Origin of the sequence: Actinoplanes sp. NPDC049548 (assembly GCF_040676695.1) — a bacterium.
In the GTDB taxonomy this organism is placed as follows: domain Bacteria; phylum Actinomycetota; class Actinomycetes; order Mycobacteriales; family Micromonosporaceae; genus Actinoplanes.
The window spans coordinates 50,665-75,079 of record NZ_JBFAPM010000009.1; the positions used below are offsets into that span (position 1 = coordinate 50,665).

Consider the following 24,415-nt stretch of genomic DNA (forward strand, 5'->3'; position numbering starts at 1 on the left):
CGTAGCGGACCGGTCCGCCGGCGGGTCGCCCCCGCCGGCGCGGGCCGGCGGGGCACTCCGAGACCTGGCTTTCGGTCCGTCCGGAAATGGTCGGACGGGGTCAGGCGGCGGTGCGGGCCTGCCGGCAGGGGAACGGCGGGTGGAACTCCCAGGAGGCGGTGTAGCTCGGGCCGTCGCCCCAGGTGGTGGCGACGGCCAGGGTGGCGATCTGCCCGGTGGCGCCGGCCACCTGCTGGGTGGCGTGGATGGTGCTCAGGCCGTCGATGGTTCCCGGGAGCGGGGAGGCGGGACTGTCCTGCGGGGTCGAGGTGACCTGCACGATGGTCGCCGGGGCGGCCGAGAGGTTCTCGATCGACCAGTCGACGGCCCACTTGCCGGTCGTCTCGTCGCAATGGCTGTCGTTGTGGATCACCACGAGGTTGATGGGGGCGGCTGCCTGCGCGGCGCCGGGGGAGAGGCTGACGGCGCCGGCCAGAGCCGCCGCGGCGGACAGGGCGAGGATGGTCGGTTTCTGGATCTTCATCATGCTGCCGAGCGTAGAAGTCGAAAAAGAACGATCTACAAAGAAACAGAACAGATCGGCGCGAGCTGGGTCACACAACGCGGAACGCCCCGCCGTCCACAGGGGACGACGGGGCGTTTCTGCGTGCGTACGCGTCAGCTGGTGAGCATCTTGCGCAGGACGTACTGGAGGATGCCGCCGTGGCGGTAGTAGTCCGCCTCGCCGGGGGTGTCGATGCGCACGTCGGCGTCGAACTCCACGCCCGTGTCGGTGCGGACCTTCACCGTGGAGGGGATGCCGCCCTCGTTCAGCTCCGTCACGCCGGTGATGGTGAACGTCTCGGTGCCGGTCAGGCCGAGCGACTCCGCGTCGGTCTTGGGCGGGAACTGCAGCGGCAGGACGCCCATGCCGATGAGGTTGGAGCGGTGGATGCGCTCGTACGACTGGGCGATGACCGCGCGGACGCCCAGCAGCATCGTGCCCTTGGCCGCCCAGTCGCGCGACGAGCCCGAGCCGTACTCCTTGCCGGCGAGGATGACCAGCGGGACGCCGGCCTCCTTGTACGCCACCGAGGCGTCGTAGATGGTGGTCTGGTCGCCGGTCAGGTGGTTCACCGTGAAGCCGCCCTCGACGCCGGGCACCAGCTGGTTGCGGAGCCGGATGTTGGCGAACGTGCCGCGGATCATCACCTCGTGGTTGCCGCGTCGGGAACCGTACGAGTTGAACTCGTGCCGGGGGACGCCGTGCTCCGCGAGGTACCTGCCCGCGGGGGAGTCCGGCTTGATCGAGCTGGCCGGCGAGATGTGGTCGGTGGTGACCGAGTCGCCGAGCTTCGCCAGCACGCGCGCGCCGGTGATGTCGGTGACCGGCGCCGGCGTGGCTTCCATGCCCTCGAAGTACGGGGGCTTGCGCACGTAGGTCGACTCCTCGGCCCACTCGAAGGTCTTGCCCTCCGGCGTGGGCAGCGACTGCCACTGCTCGTCGCCGGCGAAGACGTCCGAGTAGGCCGCGCTGAAGCCCTCGGCGCCGATCGCGGAGGCGATGACGTCGTCGATCTCCTTGGAGCTCGGCCAGATGTCGGCCAGGAAGACCGGCTTGCCGTCCGAGCCGATGCCGAGCGGCTCCGTGGTGATGTCGATGTCCATGGAGCCGGCCAGCGCGTACGCGACGACCAGCGGCGGGGACGCCAGGTAGTTCATCTTGATGTCGGGGTTGATCCGGCCCTCGAAGTTGCGGTTGCCGGAGAGCACGCTCACCGCGGTGAGGTCGGCCTCGTTGACCGCCGCCGAGATGGCCTCGGGCAGCGGGCCGGAGTTGCCGATGCAGGTGGTGCAGCCGTAGCCGACCAGGTTGAAGCCGATCTTGTCCAGGTACGGCGTGAGGCCGGCCCGGTCGTAGTAGTCCATGACGACCTTGGAACCGGGCGCCAGGGTGGTCTTGACCCACGGCTTGCGGGTGAGGCCGCGCTCGACGGCGTTCTTGGCCAGCAGCGCCGCGCCGATCATGACCTGCGGGTTGGAGGTGTTGGTGCAGGACGTGATGGCCGCGATGCCGACGAAGCCGTGGTCCAGCTCGAACTCGGTGCCGTCCTCGCCGACCACCCGGGTGGGCTTCGACGGGCGTCCGTTCGCGCCGGCCGCCGCGCTGAAGATGTGCGGCTTGTCCGCCTCGTCGTCGACCGCGTTGGCCGGCGGGTCGCTGGCCGGGAACGACTCGGCGCTGGCCTCGTCGGCGTGGCCCTCGGCCTGCACGTAGTTGGTGAGCGCGTCGCGGAACATCGACTTGGCGGCGTTCAGCGGCACGCGGTCCTGCGGGCGCTTCGGGCCGGCCAGCGAGGGCACGATCGTCGACAGGTCGAGCTCGAGGCGCTCGGAGTAGTTCGGCTCGGCGTTCGGGTCGAGCCACAGGCCCTGGCGCTTCGCGTACGCCTCGACGAGCTTGACCTGCGCCTCGGAGCGGCCGGTGAGCTTGAGGTACTTGATGGTCTCGTCGTCGATCGGGAAGATCGCGACCGTGGAGCCGTACTCCGGCGACATGTTGCCGATGGTCGCGCGGTTGGCGAGCGGCACGGCGCTGACGCCGGGGCCGTAGAACTCGACGAACTTGCTGACCACGCCGTGCTCGCGGAGCATCTCGGTGATCGTGAGCACGAGGTCGGTCGCGGTGGTGCCGGCCGGCATCTCGCCGGAGAGCTTGAAGCCGACGACGCGCGGGATGAGCATGCTCACCGGCTGGCCGAGCATGGCCGCCTCGGCCTCGATGCCGCCGACGCCCCAGCCCAGCACGCCCAGGCCGTTGACCATGGTGGTGTGCGAGTCGGTGCCGACGACGGTGTCCGGGTACGCCTGGCCGTTGCGCTCCATGATCGTACGGGCCAGGTACTCGATGTTGACCTGGTGCACGATGCCGGTGCCGGGCGGGACGACCTTGAACTCGTTGAACGCCGTCTGGCCCCAGCGCAGGAACTGGTAGCGCTCGCGGTTGCGCTGGTACTCCAGCTCGACGTTGCGGGCGAACGCGTCCTCGCGGCCGAACAGGTCGGCGATGACCGAGTGGTCGATGACCAGCTCGGCGGGGGCCAGCGGGTTGACCTTGGTGGGGTCGCCGCCGAGGTCGTTGACGGCCTCGCGCATGGTGGCCAGGTCGACGACGCAGGGGACGCCGGTGAAGTCCTGCATGAGGACCCGCGCCGGGGTGAACTGGATCTCCACGCTCGGGTCGGCGGTGGGGTCCCAGCCGCCGAGGGCCCGGATGTGGTCGGCGGTGATGTTCGCGCCGTCCTCCGTGCGGAGCAGGTTCTCCAGCAGGATCTTCAGGGAGTAGGGCAGTCGCTCATGGCCCTCCACCTTGTCGATCGTGAAAATCTCGTAGCTCGCGTCATCGACGCGCAGCTCGCTCTTCGCACCAAAGGTGTCGAGGCTGGCCACGTCATCTCCTTCACACCCAGCGACCGTGAGTAGTCCTCATCAGTCTTCCGCACCGGTGACGGCCGCCCGCCGGTTAGGGCTACCTAACTGAGGGTTCACGTCTTCGGTAAACCGTACGTCCGTCTTGTTATTTGCTGCAACCCGCCCCCGAGGTTTACCACCGGTGATCATGGGGAACACGGAGTTCCGTGAAGGCGACCACGGACCTCGACGACCTCACCGAATTCTTCGACCGCTACGGCTCCGCGCTGACCCGGGGCGACGTCGCCGCGGTCGCCGGCTGCTACGCGCTGCCCGGGATGGTGGTGGCCGACTCGTACAGCTTCACCTTCACCTCCCCGGCGGCGGTGGCGCTGTCCTTCCTCGGCGCCGCCCCGGCGTACAGGGAACAGCAGATCGTTGCCGCCCACGCCCAGCTGCACGACGTCCAGTGGCTCAGCGAGGTGCTGGCGATGGTGGCGGTCGAGTGGGAATACCTGGACAGCCTGGGCAATGCGGTCCCGGGCGAGCGCTACCGCTACCTGCTGCGGGCCGACGTCGCCGGACCGCGAATCACCACAGTGATCGCAACGCACTGAAAAAGTGACGTACCCCGGTGCCATCATGGCCAGGTGACCACGATCGAGATGGCCCCGCCCGAGGCACTGACCGCACCTCACCGGCCGCAATGGCTGGTCGTGCACTATCGGCGCGACGACGCGGGCTACGGCGACTGGTCATTGCACGCGTGGGGTGACATCGACCCCGACGCGGTCACCGGATTCCCGGACGGTCACACCTTCGCCGGTGAGGACGCGTACGGGCGGTTCGCCTGGGTGCGGCTCACCGACGACGCCCGGCAGGTGGGGTTCCTGGTCGTCGACCGCTCGGGCGCCAAGGACGTCGCGGAGGACCGGCACGTCGATCCGGCGGCCACCCCCGAGATCTGGCTGCGGCCCGGCGACCTGGAGGTCTACCCGAGCGCCGAGGCGGCCGGCTTCACCCCGCCCCCGGCGCCCGACGACGGCCTCGCGGTCATCCACTACCGCCGTGCCGACGGTGACTATTCGGGGTGGGGCGTGCACGCCTGGGAGGGCACGCCTTCGAAACCGCGGTGGCACGAGCCGGTGACACCCTCGGCGTTCGACGGGTTCGGTGCCGTCTTCACGGTGCCCGTGCGCCACGATGCGGCGGGCCTGCGCTTCGTGATCCACCGCGGCGACCACAAGGACCTGCCCGACGACCAGCGCCTCGACTTCTCCCGGGGGCGTGAGGTGTGGCTGCTGTCGGGTGAGCCCGCGCCCGTACATCCTGATCTTCGGTCTCTGGGTCCGGAGCTGGACCCGGCACGGGCCCTGGCGGTCTTCGTCGACCGCACCACCATCGCCCTGCCCGCCCGGATCGCCGAGCTCGCCGAGGGCTTCACCCTGGTCGCCGCGACCACGGGCGCGCTGCGCCGCGACGGCGACGAGCTCTCCGGCGAGCGCACGATGCTGCCGCTGACGCCCCGGCCGGGCGGGCTGTTCCAGGCCCAGAGCCGCCGCTTCCCGCACCTGCGCGCCTACCGGGCGTTCGCCGTGCCCGAGCTGGGCGACGCCGCCCTCGGCCATCTGCTGCGCGGGCAGCTCCTCGTGGTCGGCCGCGACCACGGCGGCCACGTCGTCGCGACGACCGCGGTCCAGCTGCCCGGCGTCCTCGACGACCTCTACGCGGACGCCGCCGACGCCGAGCTCGGTGTGATCTTCGACGACGAGAAGCCGACGCTCGCGGTCTGGGCGCCGACCGCTCGCCACGTGTCCCTGGAGCTGTCGCGCACCCCCGAGGACGAGCCCAAGGTCCTGCCGATGGAGCGCGACGCGGTGACCGGCGTCTGGAGCATCACCGGCAAGCGCAAGTGGGTCGGCCGCTACTACCGCTACCGCGTGGAGGTCTGGCATCCCGCGGCGCAGCGGGTGGTCACCACCAGCGTCACCGATCCGTACGCGGTGTCGCTCTCGGCCGACTCGACCCACAGCCAGATCGTCGACCTGGACGACCCGGAGCTGAAGCCGTCCGGCTGGGACACGGCGCCCCGCCCGCCGGCCGTGCCGCCCGCCCGGATGCAGATCTCCGAGCTGCACGTCCGCGACTTCTCGATCTTCGACGACACGGTCCCGCCCGCCCACCGCGGCACCTATCTCGCCTTCACCGACGAGGAGAGCGCGGGCATGCGGCACCTGCGCATGCTCGCCGACGCCGGGCTGACCCACGTGCACCTGCTGCCGGCCTTCGACTTCGCCACCGTCCCCGACCGGCGCGCCGACCAGGCCGTGCCCGCCTGCGACCTGGCGTCCTTCCCGCCGGACTCGCCGGAGCAGCAGCGCGCGATCGCCGAGATCGCCGACCGGGACGGGTTCAACTGGGGGTACGACCCGCTGCACTACACCACGCCGGAGGGCAGCTACTCGACCGATCCCACCGGCAGCGCGCGCATCCTGGAGTTCCGGCGGATGGTGGCGGCCCTGCACGCGGCCGGGCTGCGGGTCGTCATGGACGTGGTCTACAACCACACGATGGCCGACGGGCTGGCGCCGTTCAGCGTCCTCGACCGCGTCGTGCCCGGCTACTACCACCGGCTGCTGGACGACGGCACGGTCGCCGAGTCCACCTGCTGCGCCAACACCGCGCCCGAGCACGCGATGATGGGCCGGCTCGTCATCGACTCCATCGTGACCTGGGCGCGGCACTACCACGTGGACGGCTTCCGCTTCGACCTCATGGGCCACCACCCGCGCGCCAACATCCTCGAGACCAGGGTCACCCTCGACCATCTCGAGGGCGGTCAGGACATCTATCTCTACGGCGAGGGCTGGAACTTCGGCGAGGTCGCGTACGACGCCCGGTTCGCCCAGGCCACCCAGGTCAACATGGCCGGGACCGGCATCGGCACCTTCAACGACCGGCTGCGCGACGCGGTCCGCGGCGGCGGCTCGTTCGGCGACGACCCGAGCGTGCGCGGCTTCGCCACCGGGCTCGGCTCGGCGACGCCGCTGGCCCTGCACGACCGGATCAAGGTGGGGCTGTCGGGGGCGCTGGCGACGTACAGGTTCGTCACCCACACCGGGGCGGAGCAGAGCGGCGCCCAGATCGACTACAACGGCTCGCCGAGCGGGTATGCGGCCACGCCGGGGGAGTGCGTCAACTACGTCGACGCCCACGACAACGAGATCCTCTACGACGCCATGGCGTTCAAGCTCCCCGCCGGCCTGCCCATGATCGACCGCAGCCGGATGCAGATCCTCGCCCTGTCCATCGTCGTGCTGGGGCAGGGCGTCGGCTTCGTGGCGCTGGGCACCGAACGGCTGCGGTCCAAGTCGCTCGACCGCAACTCCTACAACTCCGGCGACTGGTTCAACCAGATCCGCTGGAACGGCGCGGACGGCAACGGCTTCGGGCTGGGCCTGCCACCGGCCGAGGACAACGAGGACAAGTGGCCGTGGGCGCGCCCGCTGCTCGCCGACCCGTCGCTGGTCCCGTCCGCCGAGATCATGGACCTGACCGCGGCCCGGTACGCGGAGCTGCTGCGCATCCGCCGCTCGTCGCCGGTCTTCGGTCTGCCGACGGCCGAGGAGGTGGAACGCCGCCTGACGTTCCCGCTCGGCGGCCCGCACGAGACGCCGGGCGTGATCGTGATGTGCCTCGACGGCACCGGCCTCGACCCGCGGTGGAGCACCGTGGTGACGGTCTTCAACGCCACCGAGGCGCCGGCGGTCGAGCAGGTGCCGGAGCTGGCCGGGGTCGAGCTGGCGCTGCACCCGGAGCTGGTCGCGTCGGCGGACCCGGTGCTGCGCACGGCCTTCGCCGAGGGCGGGACGCTGACGGTCCCGGCCCGATCCGTCGCCGTCTTCGTCGCGGCCCTTCCCTGAACCGTCGTCCCCCGGGTTGAGCGGGCGCGGCGGTATCCGGAATCATGTGCTGCCGGCCGTTCCGCCGATCCAGGGAGAGTGTGCGAAGTGCGACCGTTGCCGCTGGTCGGCGTCCTCGTGGTGCTCGTGCTCGCCGGTGGCTGCACCTCGTCGCCGGACGAACCGGAGCCGCGTCCCGCCCCGTCGACCGCCGCGTCGCCGCCGGCATGGACCGAGCCCGCGTCGTACGGGTTCGTGCTCGAGCGCCGGTGCGAGGGCCGTCCGTCGCTCGGCGTCTACCGGGTCACCGTCGAGAACGGCAAGGTCGCCTCGGCCGCACGCGTGGACGGCCGCCCGATGACCGGAGAGGAGGAGATCGACGTGCCGACGCTGGGCGGCCTGCTGGAGCTGGCCCGCAGCGCGTCCGAGGACGGCGGCCACATGTCCACCAGCGCCGACCCGGCCGACGGACACCCGGTCGCGGTCTCCTTCGACGTCTCGGAGACGGGCGACAACGCCGAGAACACCTGCTTCCACATCTCCGAGTACACCCCGAGCTGACGCCGGGCACCCCGCCCCCTTCGCTTCGCCCGGGCCGGGCCGTACGGACCGGCCCGGGCTTGTTCCGAAGTGACTCGAGCGGTGGGGCTACGGGACGCTCGGCGGGCGGAACGTGACCCCGCCGCCGTCGGTCAGGGCGCTCGCCCCGAACGTGTACTGCAGGCCGTCCGTGCCGTCGACGTTCTCGATGCCGATGGTGGCGCTGCCTCCACTGGCGAGGGCCCCCTGCAGACCCCGGTAGTGCAGCGCGATCGTGCCGTCGCGGGAGATCTCCGCGCTGATCGAGAGGCGTTGCGACGCGTCGGCGTAGAACCGGATGTTGCGCCACTCGACGACGAAGCGGTCGCCCACCGTGGCGGTGTAGATGCCGGCCTCCTCGTCGACGTAGAGGTCGTCCCAGAACGCCGAGATCGCGTTGTTCGGCGGCAGCGGGTCCGGGATGGCGACGTTGTTGTAGGCGGTCTCCGGACCGCTGAACGTGATCTGCCCGTTGCTGGAGACCCACGCCTGCTGCTGGTACCGGCCGTAGAACCACACCGGGAACGGCAGCTGCAGCTCGGCGGACGCGTCGTCGCTGTTGGACAGCTCGACGCGGTCGGTGCCTTCGACGTAGCCGCCGGTGGTGCGGGCGCAGGAGTATCCGTACGCGTCCCAGCGGCGGGCCAGGCGGATGTTCAGCGTCGTGTCCTCGCTCAGGTCCACCGTGCGGGTCTGGACGGCGTCGCACCCGCCGGGCGGTGTGATCGTCAGCTCGTAGCGGCCCACCGGCGCGGTGAGCCGGAACCTGCCCTCGCTGTCCGTGCTGGTGGTGGCGGGGGTATTCGTCAGCGCCACGGTCGCGTCGGAGACCGGGCCCTGCGCATCTGTGATCGTGCCCGAGAGAGTCGCCGTGGGTGCCTGCTCGAGGGCGATGTCGAAGCGCTCGCTCTCGCCGGCCTTCACCTCGACGGTTCCGGTGGCGTTGCGGAAACCGTACTTGGTCGCGGTGATCTGGTAGGTGCCGGGAGGCAGCAGGGCCAGCCGGTACGCGCCGTCCGCGCCGGTGGTGCTCTGGCGGCTGACCGGGCCGGACACGGCGACCGTGACTCCCGCCGCCGGGGTGCCCTCCGCCGTCACGGTGCCGGCGAGGGTGCCTGACGGCTGCCGGGCCCCGGCCACCGCCGCGTACGCGTCGAGCCGGCCTTCGCCGTACACGTTGTTGTCGGCCGCCGTCCCGCCGCACGAGGTGTCGTCGACGTCCTCGGCGGTGACGTCCAGGACCTGGCGGGTGGTCGCGACGTCGCGGCGCAGTGCCGGGACCGCCGACCAGAGCAGCGCCACGGTGGCGGCGGTGTGCGGCGAGGCCATCGACGTACCGCTGAGGCTGGCATACCCGCCGCCGGGGACGCTGGACAGTACGTCGACACCCGGCGCGGCGATGTTCGGCTTGATGGTGCCGTCCTGCCCGGAGCCGCGGCTGGAGAAGGACGCCACGGTGCCGGCGGAGTCGTAGGCGCCGCTGGCGTACGCGGCGGTGTAGTTCCCGGGTGAGCCCGCGCTGGCGCAACCGGGGCCGGCGTTGCCGTTCGAGAACGCCGGGAAGATGCCGGCCGCCACCCAGGCGTCGACGATCTGCGAGTACCAGGGGTCGAAGCCCCAGCCACCCCACGAGTTGTTCACCACGTCCGGGGCCAGATCGGGCCGCGGGTTGTTGCCGGCCCGGTCGGTCGGGGCGACGATCCACTGCCCGGCGGCCAGCAGCGAGGCGGTGGAGCAGCCGTTGGTCTCGCAGCCCTTGGCCGCGATCCACTTCGCACCCGGCGCGACCCCGTACGCGTGGTCGCCGTCGAGGCCGACCATCGTGCCCATGGTGTGGGTGCCGTGGCCGGCGTTGTCGCACGGCACGCCGTCGGCGCAGAGGCCGGTCGGGTCGAACCACGAGTAGTCATGGTTCACCGTGCCGTCCGCCGCCCGGCCGCGGTAGCCGGCGGCGAGGGCCGGGTGGTCCCACTGAACCCCGGTGTCGACGTTGGCCACGACGATGCCCTCGCCGCGGTCGGCGAACTCGTCCCACACCCGGGGAGTGTGGATCTTGTCGAGGTTCCACTCGAGGGTCTGGGTGCCGTTGCGGACGGCCGGCAGGGCCGATGCCGGAATCGCCTTGGGCAGCGGCACCACCTTGTCGGCGAGCACCCGGCTCACCTCGGGACGCGCGGCGACGGCGGCAGCGAGGTCCGCGTCGCCGGTGACGCGGACGGTGTTGGCGATCCAGTAGGGCGTGAAGCTCGCCTTGCGGGCCTTGAGCATGGCACGCAGGCCGGCCTGGCTGCGCGCCGCGAGCTCGGTCTTGGCCCGGTAGACCCGGGCATTGCGCTCCTTGCCGGCGGCGCGCCGGGCCGGACCGAGGTCAGCCTTGTCGCGCAGCACGGCCCAGAACGTCGTCGTACGGCCGGACGTCAGCTGCGCGCGCAGATCGGGCGCCACTTTGCCGCCGGGGTCGGCGGGCGCCGCCTGGGCGGGCGCGGCGATGCTGAGCAGGGCCAGGGCGAGCGCCGCGGTGAGCGCACGCCCCGACCATCCGTGGACAGACACGATCTCCCCCATCTCTTCAGCCGAGGTTGCCTCGACCGCAGGGGAGTGTCGCGACGCAGCGTTAAGTGACGATTACCTATGCCGCAAAACTGTAAATTCTTCCACCTGGCGAAAGAACTTGCTCTTTGTGACCCGCGACCTTGACCGCTACCCGAGCGGAGCTGCGGCGAGCAGTTCCAGCGTGTCGATGACGCGGTTCGAGAAACCCCACTCGTTGTCGTACCAGGCGACCACCTTGACGTGCCGGCCGTCGACCCGCGTGAGAGCCGAGTCGAAGATGGACGAAGCCGGGTTGCCGACGATGTCGGCGGACACGAGGGCGTCGTCCGAGTACTCGAGGATGCCGGCGAGCGGACCGTCCGCGGCCACCCGGTACGCCGTCAGTACCTCGTCGCGCGTCACGTCACGGGCGACGGTCGTGTTGAGCTCGACGATCGAGCCCACCGGCACCGGCACCCGGATGGAGTCGCCGGACAGCTTGCCGTCGAGGCGCGGCAGCACCTTGCCGATCGCCTTGGCGGCGCCGGTCGTCGTCGGCACGATGTTGACCGCGGCGGCGCGAGCCCGGCGGGCGTCGCGGTGCGGGCCGTCCTGCAGATTCTGCTCCTGCGTGTACGCGTGCACGGTGGTCATGAAGCCGTGCTCGATGCCGGCGAGCCCGTCGAGCACCGCGGCCAGGGGTGCCAGCGCGTTGGTCGTGCACGAGGCGTTCGAGATGATCGTGTGCGCTGCCGGGTCGTACGCGTCGTTGTTGATGCCGGGAGCCAGGGTGACGTCGGCGCCGTCCGAGGGAGCACCCACCAGGACCTTCTTCGCCCCGGCGGCGAGATGGGCACGGGCGGCGGCGGCCGAGGTGAAACGACCGGTCGCCTCGAGCACGATGTCGACGCCGAGCTGCCCCCAGGGCAGCCGGGCCGGCTCCCGCTCGGCGAGCACCGTGATGCGGCGGCCGTCGACCACCAGGGCGTCTCCGTCGACGGTCACCGGGCGGCCGAGCCGTCCGGCCGTGCTGTCGAAGGCGAGCAGGCGGGCCAGCGCGGCCGGATCGGTGAGATCGTTGACGGCGACGACGTCGAGCTTGCTGTCGCGTTCCAGCAGGGCGCGCAGCACGTTGCGGCCGATACGGCCGAAACCGTTGATGGCGATGCGTGTCATGCCTCCAGGCTCGCGGGCGGCCACCGGCCGAACCAGCGGCGCCAGCGACACGGTCCGCAAGGATCGCGCCACGCTACTCGAGGCGCGCGAACGTGCGGCGGTAGTCGCTCGGGGTGGTGCCGAGAACGCGCTGGAAATGCAGCCGAAGGTTGGCGCCGGTGCCGAGCCCCACGTCGGCGGCGATCTGCTCGACGCTGCGCTGCGACCGTTCGAGCAGCTCGCGAGCCATGTCGATGCGCGCGCGCAGCACCCACTGCATCGGCGTATACCCGGTGTCCTCAACGAACCGCCGCGAGAACGTACGCGGTGACACCGCCGCGTGCCGCGCGAGAATCTCCAGGGTGAGCGGCTTGTCGAGCCGGCGCAGCGCCCACTCGCGGGTGGCGGCGAACCGTTCACCGAGCGGCTCGGGCACGCTGCGCGGCACGTACTGCGCCTGGCCGCCACTGCGGTACGGCGCCGCGACGAGCCGCCGGGCCGCGTGGTTCGACGCCGCCACCCCGAGATCGCCGCGCAGGATGTGCAGGCACAGGTCGATCCCCGAGGCGGCCCCCGCCGACGTCAGCACACTGCCCTCATCGACGAAGAGCACGTTCTCGTCGACCCGGACGCCCGGGTGCTTCTCGGCGAGCGCCCGCGTGTAGTGCCAGTGCGTAGTGGCCCGCCGGCCGTCGAGCAGGCCGGTCGCCGCCAGCGCGAAAGCACCGGTCGAGATGGCGGCCAGCCGCGCACCCCGCCGGTGGGCGGCGATCAACGCCTCGACGACGACCGGCGGCGGGTCGTCCCTGTCCGGGAACCGGTATCCGGGAATGAAGACGATGTCGGCCCACCCGAGCGCGTCAAGCCCGCCGGCAACGTGGTACGACAGGCCGTCGCCGCCCGTCACCAACCCGGGCGCCGCCCCGCACACCCGCACCTCGTACGGCATGCTCGCGCGGGTTGTGAACACCTGCGCCGGAATGCCGACATCGAGCGGCTTGGCACCCTCGAGCACCAGCACGGCGACGCGATGAAGACGACCGGCAGACACGGCCCACAGCGTAAACGGGGACGCGAACGAGCAGTCCTCAAGCCACGAACCGGAAGACCCGGCCGCCGGCGGCCGGGCGGCTGCGGGGCGAAGCGGTGAACACCGACGGTGAACAGCACGTCGTCGGGTGCGGTGAAGGCCTCCTCGGTGAACCCCGCGTCGGCGAACCACGTCCGCACCGCCGGTGTCAGATCAGGCGCCCGCCGCGTCCTGGTCCAGATGACCGAGGCACCTGCGGCGCAGAGATGAGGAAGCGCGAGGATGGTCGCGGGCGTCGGCGTCGCTGATGTTGCTCAGGACCCCGGCCATGATGACGAGGTCGGCCGGCACCGCGCCCCGATACGAGGCAAGGTCGCTTGCGTCGGCATGAATTACGGTCACCGAATCGAGGTTCCCGGCGAGCCCGGGCCGCGGTGATGTTGCGCGGGTCGTACGCGATGTGCGTCGCGCTGACTCGCCCCGCGTCCGGGCGGAAGCCGCAGCACAGTCAGCAAATCGAGACCCGACCGGCGCACATGCTGACAACCGACTACGGTTCGCGCGGTCTCCCGTCGAGCCACTCCGCGATGTAATGTGCCCCAGCCCTGGCCGGCGCGCCAACGGCGAGGCGGGATCGGCGTACGGGCTGTGCCAGAGCGTAAAAGGCTTTGCCGTCGCCCATAGAAGCCGAGCCTGCCATCTCACCCGGCACCGCCGGTTCGTGTCGAGTCTCGCCGCCAGTTTGGATACAGCGCCTACTTACAACGCTGGAACCTGCGTTCGTTTGACGCACAGTGACGACTGGAGGCGGAAAGCCGCAGCATAGAACGGCGCCCGCTATTGCGATGCACCCGTTGCAAGGCACTGGCTGATTCGATTCGTGAATTGCCCGTTCGTCTGATTGGCACTCGCCGAACGCCCTATGGCCAAGCGATGCGAGCCTTGCGTCGCAGAATTACTGGCCGCGGCCCTGCGCCATCTGAAATCTGGCGTGTCAAAGATGCTCGCGACCTGGGAATCTTCGGTAGCATCTGTCCATGCCGCCCAACCTGGACAGATTTCGCCAAGCCTTCTTCGGTCGGTTTCCCGAAGCTGCAAAGCTTGATAAGGCACTCAGAACCTCCAGCAACAGAACGCCTTTGTTCTTTTTCCACGAGTCCAAAGATCCTGACCTCAAGAAATGTTGGTTGGTCCTCGGCCGACTGGGGCAGGAGATGGAGGCTAGTTTTTCCATCAACGGGGAGGTCCTTCTGCTCTTCAGCCCTTATGACGATTTTCAAAGGCGCACGTTCAACAAACTCGTCACCGAGGCGCGACAAGAGGTGGAGGCGGCGCAGCGAGCAATCTATGGAACGGTGCGTTTCACGCCTGACTCCCATGTCGCTCTAATATCCTCCAAAGACTCCGCGCTCGACAAACATATCAAGGCATGGAACGCGGAACGATCTGCCTCGCTAGTTGCGAGCATTCCGGCTCTAGACAGCGAGAGTGAAATCGATACAATCGTGCCACTCCTGCGGAAGTCAATCGCAAGCGTTCTGGCTTCGCGCAATCTGTATGGCGGGAAAGACCCAGTCTCTGGGGGCGACTTCTTTGGCCGCATCGATACGATACAAGCGGTTTCAGCTGACCTCAGGAGCGGTCGTTCGGTTGGACTCTTCGGCCTTCGGCGATCGGGGAAGACGTCGTTGCTGCGAGAGCTCCAGTACAGGGAGGAGTCAGCAGGCCTGGCCCTCGTCCTCACAGACCTCGAGTCTGTCGATTCGATCGACGAAATTCCTAAGCAGATGTCGCGGGACTTGGTAGATGCTCTTCGCATATTTCGCAATTCGCGTCCAGATACCTGGATCGGTCCCGAAGGTGATCACGAGGTCTCTACTTTTGGTACACTATCCGCACGACTGACCCGAGTTGCCAAACGTAATCCTGACCTTCACTTCGTCGCGGCAATCGACGAAATTGAAAATCTCCGGCGCTTGGCGCGGGAGTCGCCCGACAAAGTACGACTTTTCCTGGGTGCTTTGCGGCGGGCGGCGCAGTCCACGGACAACATGTCGCTCTTCTTCACGGGCTTGACGACGGAGTTCTTTGACCACAGCATGATCAGCAACGACGTTGATAATCCTTTGTTCGGTTTCGTCGACTCCCACTTTCTTCCGCCCTTCACGAGTTCAGAGTCGGCCGAGCTAGTCAGAGATCTGGGTAACCTGATGATGCTGGACTGGTCTCTCGATGCGCTCGCCCTCGTTCATAGGTTCACCGGAGGTTTTCCATACTTCGTTCGAGATCTTTCGTCGGCGGTGCGTAAGCTTGTGCTCGACGAGCGTCCCCCGGATGCTGGTTTTGCTGAGCGTATCCCGATTTGCGAGGATCACGTCGAACGAGCTTTCTCCCTTTGGACGGATGAAGCCGGTAAGAAGTGGTCGGAAATTCTGCGGTCTCTTGCGTCTTATCACCCTGTCATGAATGAAATGCTTCGCGCCAAGACAGAACACCAGATGAACGAGTGGCGAAGTATCGGCGTGGAGGGGGACGCTGCAGCATCGGCGCTGACGCGTCTGGGTTTTGTATACGCTGACGATGAGAAGCGGCTCCACTGGTCTGATAGTCTAGTAGCGTTAAATTCCCTGGGGGCGAAGGAAGACGTCACTCTCGCAGAGGTGCAAGCCAAAATTAGCCTTCGCGAGCTATTGTCGCGGCCTGAAAGCGCTCATCTAGAATTTAAATCGACTTCGCGGTGGAATATCCGGAGCGGCAAGAAGGATAATGCGATAGAGGATGCAGTGCTCAAGACGGTCGCGGCGTTCCTGAACACGGAGGGAGGCACGCTTGCGATCGGTGTGGAGGATGATGGAACGGTTCGTGGGATCGCTGAAGATCTTCAACTGTGTCGTAACAGTGTGGATCAATATGAAAGATGGTTGATGGGCAATCTTCTTTCCGACCGTATAGGTGCCGACATAGTGTCACGGTGCGTGCGATTTAGGACCGCCAATCTGGACGACTGTCTCATCGTTGTGCTTGATGTAGCGAGGTCGGACGCCATTGTGTGGGTTTCTGTCGGAGATGACGATCTGCTTTACGTCAGGAATGGAAATGAAACGAGAAGGCTGACAGGCAAAAGCGTGGTGGAATTCGCCAAGTCGCGTCAATGATTCTCGCCCATTTGTTAAGATTTGATGACCGCGGCGCCGTACCTGCGGGCTCGTACACGTCACCGGATCAGGTGCGCGCCGGGCGGGCGGTTCGTATAGCGGGGTCCAGCGCTGACAGGGTGATCAGGTTACTCAAACAGCGAACTCGGCTGCGACGAGCACCGCCGTTAGCCCCACTGTTGCCACGACGGCGACTCGTTCTCGGCGACCTAACCAGCCGGCTGCAGCCAAACCCGCTCCCCACGGCAACGAGTACGTCAATGCGAACTGCCCGACCATGGTCACCGCTGTGTATCCGAAGCCGAGTGCCAGAGCGATCGGGAGACCCACTACCACGACCAGGCCCGCCACGACGTAGCCGGGCCTCTTCGGCCGGAGACTGCGCCAGCCGGAGACCGGCTCGCGCCACAGGACGGCGGTGCTGACGCAGGTGGCCACCGCCGCGCAGACTGCCACCACCGCGGCGAAGCCCACGACCAGGGCCAGCTGGCTCTGTCGCATGCCACCGCTGGCTCCGGCCGTGTTGAACCAGTCGCGTACCGCCACGATGCCGTGGCCGCAGATCTGTGCTGCCAGCAGCGCCGAGACGACTGCTGCGGGACGGCCCCATCGCGGCCGGGCTGCCAGCATGGCTCCGGCTACGGCCAGGCCGAGCACCAACGGCCAGAAGACCCAGAGGTAGTTCCACTCCAGCTGCAACCGGCCGCCGGCGCCGAACAACCAGCCCGGTACCGCCGCCACGGATCCCGCCACGAACGCGCATCCCGAGACCACCACGCCTGCGACGGCCGCCGTCACCGGTCGCGCCGTCAGCGCATCACCGCGCACTACCACTGCTACCCCCGCCATCGGACCGGCATCTGCCTGTCAAACGGCGGTTCCTCCGCGCGAGACTCGGGCCGTCGAGGTCACGAGACCGTGACAGAACCTGCTCAGGAGCCCACGGCGGCGAGGCTGACCCGGTTCTTGCCGCCTCGCTTGGCGGCGTACATGGCGGCGTCGGCGTCGATCATCAGGGCGTCGGCGTCGCGGTGGCCGTGCCAGACGGCGACTCCGATACTCGCTCCCACCTCGACGGTCAGGTCACCCAGATCGATCGGTGCGGAGATCACCCGGAGGATGCGGTCGGCGTACGTGGCCGGGTCCATGTCCGGCGCGACGTCCAGGACGATGGCGAACTCGTCGCCGCCGAGGCGTGCGGGCAGGTCGTCGGCACGTGCGCTCGCGTTCAACCGCTCGGCGACGGCCCTGAGCACCGCGTCGCCGGCCGCGTGCCCGTGCTGGTCGTTGATGGGCTTGAACCCGTCGAGGTCGATCATCACCAGCGCCGTCGCGGTGCCCTCGGTGCGAGCCCGGTCGACGGCGATCTCAGTCCGCTGGAGGAAGAGGTCCCGGTTGGCCAGCCCGGTCAGCGCGTCGTGGAACGCCCGGTGCTGCAGGTCCTCGGTCAGTTCGAGCGTCCGCAGCGCCAGTGCGCAGGTCGCGGCCAGGCTCTCGATCGGGTGCTGGATGTCTGCCGGCATCGGGCGGCGGGTGACGACGACGACCTTGCCGTAGGCGTCGCCGTGCCCGGCGATCGACGCCTCGAACGTGTGCTGCTTGCGGTCCGCGCGCGCCGAGCCGAGCAGGCGGCGTCCGTTCTGCTCGCTCGGGGCGTCCTGGCGTCGTTCGGGCCCGTCGTAGGCTGCCATGACGGCGTCGTCGATGCTGACCTCCACGAGCTCGTCCTTGCCGACCAGGTTCGCGACGGTCTCCAGGCACGCGACCCGGATCTCCTCCCGGCGCTTGGCGGTGGCCAGTCGCAGGGCGGCCGTGTTCAGCGCGGCCTCGCGGGCGACGACGATCTCGAAGCGACCGGCCGCATACGACACCCAGTGCATGAGGGCACCCAGCAGCCCGGCCGAGATCAGGCTGTTCGGCACCAACGGCAAGCTCGAGGCGGCCTCCGCGGGGTCTTGGAAGCCGACCTGCGGTGAGATCACCAGGCCGCCGAGAATCGCCACGCTCAGGCCGAGCCATACGCCGATCAAGTCATAGCTGCGGCCGTACATGCTGCGGAGCAGCAGCCAGGACACGCCGAGAGGGTTCACCAGCGGGTTCGCCCCACCAAAGCAGAAGACGACGCCGCACAGCACGATGCTTTCGAGCAGAATGCCGGCCGTCGGGAACTTCTGCCGGCGGTAACCTCGCACGCACCACCAAGCCAGGAAGGCCAGGCCGGCGGCGACGACGACGCGGCGTACGACGCCGTACTCGGGCGCCGTCAGGAACGAGGCCGCCACCATTGCGACGCAGAGCAGGTTCAGCACCAGCCCGACGTAGCGAATCCTCGACCGCAGGCCGTTCGGGAACCTCGTGAACCGCCGGATGCGACCGACGGGCCGCCCGCCCAGCTCGTCGGCCGTCACTGACGCAGTAGTCATGGTCGCCGTGCCTCCTCCTGCGCGCTGCCGCACCGCCGTCGCCGGAGCTGACAGCCGCACACCAGGTGATCGAATCGCTCGTGACCTGTGTTCCCATCGACACCCGGACCAGGGAACTGAGCAGCGCACTCAGCCGCGTAGGTAGCGAATGAGTTGTCGGAGCGACATCGAAACCGGCAGGCGAAAAGTCGGACTGGGCCGGCGGTCAGTCCGGGAGGCGGGGACCTGCCTCACGCTGCGAGGCGAGCCAGTCCTCGACCTCGGCGGAGGAGCGAGGGAGGCCGGCCGACAGGTTGCGGCAGCCGTCGGCGGTGACCAGGACGTCGTCCTCGATGCGGACGCCGACGCCGCGGAGCTCCTCGGGGACCAGGTCGTCTTCCGGCTGGAAGTAGAGACCCGGCTCGACGGTGAGCACGTAGCCCTCCTGCAACGGCCCGTCCCGGTAGCTCTCCTTGCGGGCCGCGGAGCAGTCGTGGACGTCGATGCCCAGCATGTGGCCGAAGCCGTGCAGGGTCCAGCGGCGGTACACCGTGGACTGCTCGGTCATGGCCTCGTCGACGCTCACCGGGAGCAGGCCCAGGTCGTGGAGACCTTCGGCGAGGACGCGCATGCAGGTCAGGTGGATGTCGTGGAACTTGACGCCGGGCTTGATCGCGTCCATTCCGGCCTGCTGGGAGGCATGGACGATGTCGTAGACCTGGCGCTGGAGCGGGGTGAATGCGCCCGAGACCGGGACCGTGCGGGTCACGTCGGCGGTGTAGAACGAGCGTGCCTCGACGCCCATGTCCATGAGCAGGAGCTCGCCGGGCCTGGTGACGCCGGTGTTGCGGACCCAGTGCAGGATCGTCGCGTGGGCGCCGGCGCCCACGATGCTGCCGTAGCCCACGTCGTTGCCGTCGGTGCGCGCGCGCAGGGCGAAGACGCCCTCGAGGAGCCTCTCCTTGACGCCGCGGTCGGCGGGCAGCACGCGGGCGACGTCCTCGAAGCCGCGCACCGTCGCGTCGATCGCCTCCTGGAGCTGGGCGATCTCCCACTCGTCCTTGACCAGCTTCAGCTCGGAGATCGTGCTCGCCAGGGCACGGTCGCGGCGCACGGCCGGGTCGGGCTCGTAGGCGAGCACCGCCCGGTCGACCGCCGGGTCCAGGCCGCGCAGCACCCGGGTGCGCGCCGGGGCGCAGTCGGCCAGCGCGCGGCCGAGCTCCTCGTAGGGCGCCGTCTCCAGGCCCAGCTCCGCCGACTTCTCGCCGAGCGTGTGCCGGCGGCCGACCCACAGCTCGCCGTTGCGGCTGCGGAAGAAGGCGTCGGTCTCCCTGGAGTTGCGGTCGTGGGTGTAGAGGACCGCGTCGTGGCCGGAGCCGGTGGGGCGCAGGACCAGCACGCCGTCGGGGTCGCTGTCGCCGGTCAGGTAGACGAAGTCGCTGCCGGGCCGGAACGGGTAGTCGGTGTCGTTGGCGCGCACCTTCTCGTTGCCGGTCGGGATGACGAGGGTCTCGCCGGGGAAGGCGTCGGAGAGCGCGGCCCGGCGCTTGGCGTAGTTGGGCGCTTCCGGCCGGGTCGAGACGTCGAGCGCGTCCTCTCGCCAGCCGCTGCGCATGAAGCGCAGAAACGCCTCCGGGAAGTCCGGGTCGTGCGACTCCGTCTTCGCCGTCGTGCCGTCGCCCTGCTCGGCCATCGTTGGCCCTCCCGTCTGACGCTTGCCCGTCCCTGACGTTACCGCCTACCCCCGACGGAAATCGCGTCCGGGAGGCGGCCGGCTCCGGGCGGCCGGGTGACCAGCGCCACGCTCGACCGCACGGGGCAGGGCGGAAGGCAGGCAGCGCGGCGCTCAGCCGCGCAAGGTCAGGCACGCGACTCGCGGCCCGGCGGTGCCGGCCTTTCCCGCATCGGTACGGGTGAGCTGCGAATGCACCACCAGCGACCGCGGAGCCCGCACCGGGTCGAACGCCCACGCCTGCTCCGATGCCACGGTGGCCGCCCCCTGCGTGTCGGTCGTGAAGTCGAGCCACACCTCGTTGCGCGGGTTCGCGTACTCCGGATCGACCGACGGTTTCGAGGGATCGGCGCGGTGCTGGTAGTGCGGGCCGGCGTCGTCGGGTACCGAGGTGCAGGACATGGTGTGCAGGTGCGCCCCGTACGCCCGCCGCGCCACCATTCCCGTGACTGCCAGCCGTACGCGTACCCCTTGCGCGGTGGTGGCGACGGTGACCTGGGCCGTCGCGCCTGCCGGGACCACCGCGGTGTCGTAGGTGATGGCCTGGGTGCCGTCGGGCGGGGGCAGGAAGGTGCCGGACGCGGTGCCGACGGTGAGGGGCGCCTGGCCCGATCGGCTCGCGGCGATGGTGCGGGAGGCGTCGGGGTCGGGGATGCCGCTGGCGACGATCCACGGCGTGGCGGCGGGTGGGAGCTGGGGGGTGGCTCGGGTCGCCCCGATGTCGCCCGAACCGGCGCAGCCGGCGAGTGCTGCCACGGCGACGGTCAGGGCGGGGAGCAAGGGACGCATGGACGAAAGTATGCCAAAACCTCTTATAACGGGCGAGCATCCGAGAGGTGCTAGCTTTCTCCGGCTTCGAGCGGAAGGCTGAACACGATGACGGCGGCGGCACCTGGAGGGGTCGGAATGAGCTACGCGGTAGTGCTCGGGGAAGCTCTCGTGGATCTTCTGGAGACCGAGCGTGACGGCGAGCTGATCTACCGCCAGGCGATCGGCGGCGCGCCCCTCAACGTGGCCGTGGGCGCGACCCGGCTCGGCGCCGAGGTGCGGTACGTCGGCTCGCTCGGCAACGACACCCTCGGCGACCGGATCGCGGCGTTCCTGCGCCAGACCGGGGTCAGCACCACGTCGACGACCCGTGTCCCGGTGCCCACCACGCTGGCGGTGACCACCTTCGAGGGCGCGGAACCCACCTTCCAGTTCTACGGCGAGCCCCCGTCGTACTCGCTCGTCGAGCCCGGCGACATCGACCGGGACGTGGTGGCGGGAGCCTCGGTCCTCTACGCCGGCTCGATCGCGCTGATGCGCGAGCCCTTCCTGTCGGCGGCCCGCGCGGCATGGTCGGTGCCGGGTCCGCTGCGGGTCTTCGATCCCAACGTACGCCCGAAGCTGCTGCCCGACGCCGCCGCGGTGACCGCCCTGCGGACCCTCGTCGAGGAGTTCTTCGCCACGGCGGACCTCGTCAAGCTGAGCTCCGCCGACGCCGAGGTGCTCTGGGACGGCGCGGCCCCGGCGGCGGCCGCCGAGCGGATCCTCAAGCTGGGCGCGCGTGCCGTGGTGGTCACCTGCGGTTCGCGCGGCGCCTATGTGGCGGCGGCGGACGGCACGGCGATGCTGCCGGCTCCGTCGGTGAAGGCGGTCGACGCGACCGGGGCGGGGGACTCGGTCATGGGGGCGCTGGTGCGCCGGCTGCTCGGCGACGGGCTGCCCGCGGACCTGGCCGGCTGGCAGAAGTACGTGACGTTCGCCCTGGCCGTGGCGGGCCTGGTGTGCGAACGCCGGGGCGGCGCGGTGGCGATGCCGACCCAGGACGAGCTGACCGCCCGCTGGGGTGCGCTGGTCTGACCCGCCTCGTCAGGCGTCGCCCAGGGCCTTGGCGATGAACCGCTGGCGGTCGAGGATGACGCGCTCGACGCGGACCTCGGCCACCAGCTCCTCGCCGTCGCGGACCACGACGTCGAACAGGAGCTTGCGCCCGTCCACCTTGGCCAGCGTGGCGAGCGCGGTGACCCGGCGCCCGACCGCGGTGGGCGCCCGGTGCTCCACCTCCGCCCGGGTGCCGACCGTGGTCACGCCGCCGGGCATCTGCCGGGCCGTGGCCGCGACCGTGGCGGTCTCGGCGAGGGCGAGCACCCGCGGCGTGCCGAGCACGGGGACATCGCCGGAGCCGAGCGACTGGGCGGTGTCCGCATCGGTGACGGTCAACTCCACCCGGGCGCTGAGACCGGGGGCGAACTCCGGAATCTCCATGGCTCCCACCCTACGGCTGTGCGGGGCCGCGGGCCGCTCGGGCGCGCACGGACAGCTGCTCAGCGAGCCACCACGCCTCGTTGACGTCCCGGTCCTCCGCCACGCCGGAACGCCCGCCGGCCGTGTCCGCGTAGACGCTCGCCAGCCTCAGGAACCGCTGGACCGGCCCCTGGACGACGCGGACGCTCTGCAGCCGTGCGTACGGCACGAGGGTCATCTCGCGGGTGAGCAGGCCGGAACGGGAGACGAAGACCTCGGCGGTGAGACCCACGCCCATGGCCCGCAACGCGAACGGGTGCAGCCAGCGCGCGCGTGCGGGCGGCGGCACGGTGGCCAGGGTGGCCAGGTCGACGCCCGGCAGCACCTCCCAGACCAGCAGCCGGCCGGCCGCGAAGACGCCGACGGGCAGCAGCCGGTCCGAGCGCCGGGCGTCGCCGGACTGCGGGCCCGCGTACCCGGCGACGTCCAGGCGCAGATGCAGCCAGGCCTGGACGCGCCACAGCACCGGCCACGTCACGCCGACCGTCTGCACCCGGTTGAGGGGCACGATCTGGCTGCGCGTCTCCACCAGCCCGAAGCGGACCGCGAGCCTGCCGTCGGGGTCGTGCGCCACGCGGAAGTCCCAGTCCTGCAGCACCCGCCGGACCGGCTGGAGGATCACGCCGGCCATCGCGGTCACCGTGCTGGCGATGCCGACGAAGGTCCACGATCCCTCGACGACGAACTGCATGATCACGAACGCGACGCCGACCGGCAGGAAGAACGCCTGCGGGGTGAGCAGCTGGCTGATCAGCAGGTCCCGGTTGGCGACGCGGAACAGCGGGCGTTCGAGGCCGGGCACGCCGGGTGCGTCCGCCGCCGGGCCGGCGCTTCCCCGGTCCGCGACCCCGGGGGTACGCCCGGCGAGCGCGAGCAGCCGCTCCCGCAGCGTGGCGGCCTCCCGCACGGTGAGGTACGCCAGGGGAGCCTCGGTCTTGCTGCCGCCGACCACCTCCAGGCGCAGCTCCGCGAGCCCGGTGAGCTGGGCGAGCAGGGTCCGGCGCAGCTCCACGGCCTGCAGGCGGTCCAGCGGGATCGCCCGGTTGCGCCGCCAGACCAGCCCGTCCTGGATCCGCAGCTCCCGTCCGACGACGTGGTAGCCGGTGTTCAGCCAGCCGACGACGGAGAACACCACCACCGCGGCGGCGAGCACGGCCACCACCAGGACGAACCGCTGGACGCCGACCTGCGAGAGGGTCTGCCAGCTCAGCGCGGCGACGATGACCGCGATGGACTTGGCGCCGTGCAGCAGCGGGCTGAGCGGATGCAGCCGCCTGCGCGGCTCGGGATGGCCGGGGTCCCCGGCTTCCGGGGCCGGGCCCGCAGCGGACCCGCCCGCAGGGTCCGGTGCTGTGTCGGCGGCGGTCACAGGCCCTCGGCCCGGTCCTCGCCCAGCGCCGTCAGGCGGTCGCGCAGCCGGGCCGCCTCGTCCGGCGGCAGGCCCGGGATCTTCGCGTCGCTCGCGGCCGAGGCGGTGTGCAGCTGCACGGTGGCCAGGCGGAAGGCGCGCTCCAGGGGGCCGGCGGTCACGTCGACGAACTGCATCCGGGCGTACGGGACGATGGACAGCCGGCGGACGACCAGGCCGTGGCGGACCAGCAGGTCGTTGTCGCGTTCGGCGTAGCCCCACGCCTTGACGGCGCGGACGGTCACGACGGAACGCCAGACCGCGAAGAGCAGGATCGCCGCCATGGCCGTGGGCCACGCCCAGAAGTCGGTGATGACCCATCCCACCGTGCAGCCGGCGAGCAGGACGACCACCCAGGCGGCCCGGCCGATCAGCTCCACAGTGATCAGACTGCGGGACACCGGCCGCCAGTCGACCGTGTGCGGCCACGGCTCCAGCGCGCTCGGGGCGTCCGGCGCGCCGGGGGCGGCCGACGTGGTCGGCCCGCTCGCGGGCGGGTCCACCGGTGCGCTGGGCTCGGTCACGCAGCAAAGCCTAGGCGGTGGTGTGAAACTCGGTCACCTCACGCAGAAAACCCCGCACGCCGAGGAACTCGCCCAAGGTCTCCCGGTGCACGTCGCACGCGAGCCACGTCTTGCGGTACGCCGGGTCGTGCAGCTTGGGGTTGTTCCATTGCAGCGCCCACTCGGCGGCCGCGCGGCAACCCTTGGCGGAACACTGGGGGGCTAGTTCCTCGACCACTCCGGCAGCCTATCCACGGAGGGGAGATGAGCGCCGGGCGACCACGGGGGAAGTCGCCCGGCGACGAGCTGAATGTTACACGCCTGGTCCGGCCCGCTGT

19 protein-coding genes are annotated in these 24,415 nt (G+C 70.0%); 5 read left to right on the plus strand and 14 right to left on the minus strand.

The window, feature by feature from the left end; all coding sequences use genetic code 11:
- Positions 1-100 precede the first annotated feature (100 nt).
- Both AB0J80_RS19300 and acnA read right to left on the minus strand, forming a co-directional pair.
- On the minus strand, positions 101-526 hold the full coding sequence (locus AB0J80_RS19300) for a hypothetical protein (RefSeq protein ID WP_364706439.1): 426 nt from the start codon (positions 524-526) through the stop codon (positions 101-103).
- A 131-nt stretch (positions 527-657) separates the two neighbouring features.
- Positions 658-3,429, minus strand: coding sequence for an aconitate hydratase AcnA (acnA, locus tag AB0J80_RS19305; RefSeq protein ID WP_364706441.1), 2,772 nt, complete (start codon positions 3,427-3,429; stop codon positions 658-660).
- A gap of 188 nt (positions 3,430-3,617) precedes the next feature.
- On the opposite strand from acnA, the gene AB0J80_RS19310 reads away from it, so the two are divergent.
- From AB0J80_RS19310 to AB0J80_RS19320, 3 genes are all read left to right on the plus strand, one after another.
- Complete coding sequence (locus AB0J80_RS19310; RefSeq protein WP_364706443.1) at positions 3,618-4,007, plus strand: hypothetical protein; 390 nt, start codon at positions 3,618-3,620, stop codon at positions 4,005-4,007.
- 33 nt (positions 4,008-4,040) lie between these two features.
- Entirely contained in the window at positions 4,041-7,313 is a 3,273-nt protein-coding gene (gene pulA, locus AB0J80_RS19315; protein WP_364706446.1) for a pullulanase-type alpha-1,6-glucosidase, read from the plus strand.
- Between the two features lie 87 nt (positions 7,314-7,400).
- The gene (locus AB0J80_RS19320) at positions 7,401-7,853 is read left to right on the plus strand and encodes a hypothetical protein (RefSeq protein WP_364706448.1); all 453 of its coding nucleotides are present in this window, start codon (positions 7,401-7,403) and stop codon (positions 7,851-7,853) included.
- Positions 7,854-7,940: 87 nt separating this feature from the next.
- On the opposite strand, the gene AB0J80_RS19325 is transcribed toward AB0J80_RS19320, so the two are convergent.
- The 4 genes from AB0J80_RS19325 to AB0J80_RS19340 all read right to left on the minus strand — a co-directional run bounded on the left by AB0J80_RS19325 (position 7,941) and on the right by AB0J80_RS19340 (position 12,990).
- Positions 7,941-10,424 (minus strand): S8 family serine peptidase, encoded by a 2,484-nt coding sequence (locus AB0J80_RS19325; RefSeq protein WP_364706450.1) that lies wholly within the window; start codon positions 10,422-10,424, stop codon positions 7,941-7,943.
- Positions 10,425-10,571: 147 nt separating this feature from the next.
- The gene (gene gap / locus AB0J80_RS19330; protein ID WP_364706453.1) at positions 10,572-11,579 is read right to left on the minus strand and encodes a type I glyceraldehyde-3-phosphate dehydrogenase; all 1,008 of its coding nucleotides are present in this window, start codon (positions 11,577-11,579) and stop codon (positions 10,572-10,574) included.
- Between the two features lie 73 nt (positions 11,580-11,652).
- Positions 11,653-12,609 carry a helix-turn-helix domain-containing protein gene (locus AB0J80_RS19335; protein ID WP_364706455.1) on the minus strand — a complete coding sequence of 319 codons (957 nt, stop codon included), beginning with the start codon at positions 12,607-12,609 and terminating at the stop codon, positions 11,653-11,655.
- Between the two features lie 192 nt (positions 12,610-12,801).
- Positions 12,802-12,990, minus strand: a complete 189-nt coding sequence (locus tag AB0J80_RS19340) for a hypothetical protein (RefSeq protein WP_364706457.1) — start codon at positions 12,988-12,990, stop codon at positions 12,802-12,804.
- A 635-nt stretch (positions 12,991-13,625) separates the two neighbouring features.
- Between AB0J80_RS19340 and AB0J80_RS19345 the strand changes: the two genes are divergently transcribed.
- A complete protein-coding gene (locus AB0J80_RS19345) occupies positions 13,626-15,743 on the plus strand; it encodes an ATP-binding protein (protein ID WP_364706459.1) in 2,118 nt (705 codons plus the stop codon).
- A 132-nt stretch (positions 15,744-15,875) separates the two neighbouring features.
- Here AB0J80_RS19345 and AB0J80_RS19350 read toward each other — a convergent pair whose 3' ends face one another.
- The 4 genes from AB0J80_RS19350 to AB0J80_RS19365 form a co-directional block, all read right to left on the minus strand.
- Entirely contained in the window at positions 15,876-16,571 is a 696-nt protein-coding gene (locus AB0J80_RS19350; protein WP_364706462.1) for a hypothetical protein, read from the minus strand.
- 104 nt (positions 16,572-16,675) lie between these two features.
- Positions 16,676-18,166 carry a GGDEF domain-containing protein gene (locus AB0J80_RS19355; RefSeq protein ID WP_364706465.1) on the minus strand — a complete coding sequence of 497 codons (1,491 nt, stop codon included), beginning with the start codon at positions 18,164-18,166 and terminating at the stop codon, positions 16,676-16,678.
- Positions 18,167-18,371: 205 nt separating this feature from the next.
- Entirely contained in the window at positions 18,372-19,838 is a 1,467-nt protein-coding gene (locus tag AB0J80_RS19360) for an aminopeptidase P family protein (RefSeq protein WP_364706468.1), read from the minus strand.
- Between the two features lie 153 nt (positions 19,839-19,991).
- On the minus strand, positions 19,992-20,666 hold the full coding sequence (locus AB0J80_RS19365; protein ID WP_364706470.1) for a superoxide dismutase: 675 nt from the start codon (positions 20,664-20,666) through the stop codon (positions 19,992-19,994).
- 117 nt (positions 20,667-20,783) lie between these two features.
- Between AB0J80_RS19365 and AB0J80_RS19370 the strand changes: the two genes are divergently transcribed.
- The gene (locus tag AB0J80_RS19370; RefSeq protein ID WP_364706472.1) at positions 20,784-21,722 is read left to right on the plus strand and encodes a carbohydrate kinase; all 939 of its coding nucleotides are present in this window, start codon (positions 20,784-20,786) and stop codon (positions 21,720-21,722) included.
- A 9-nt stretch (positions 21,723-21,731) separates the two neighbouring features.
- Here the strand turns inward: AB0J80_RS19370 and AB0J80_RS19375 are convergent, their stop codons facing one another.
- From AB0J80_RS19375 to AB0J80_RS19390, 4 genes are all read right to left on the minus strand, one after another.
- Positions 21,732-22,127, minus strand: coding sequence for a hotdog domain-containing protein (locus AB0J80_RS19375; RefSeq protein WP_364706475.1), 396 nt, complete (start codon positions 22,125-22,127; stop codon positions 21,732-21,734).
- 10 nt (positions 22,128-22,137) lie between these two features.
- Positions 22,138-23,436 carry a PH domain-containing protein gene (locus tag AB0J80_RS19380; RefSeq protein WP_364706979.1) on the minus strand — a complete coding sequence of 433 codons (1,299 nt, stop codon included), beginning with the start codon at positions 23,434-23,436 and terminating at the stop codon, positions 22,138-22,140.
- A 95-nt stretch (positions 23,437-23,531) separates the two neighbouring features.
- Positions 23,532-24,011, minus strand: coding sequence for a PH domain-containing protein (locus AB0J80_RS19385; RefSeq protein ID WP_364706981.1), 480 nt, complete (start codon positions 24,009-24,011; stop codon positions 23,532-23,534).
- Between the two features lie 97 nt (positions 24,012-24,108).
- Entirely contained in the window at positions 24,109-24,315 is a 207-nt protein-coding gene (locus AB0J80_RS19390) for a hypothetical protein (RefSeq protein ID WP_364706478.1), read from the minus strand.
- Positions 24,316-24,415: the final 100 nt, after the last annotated feature.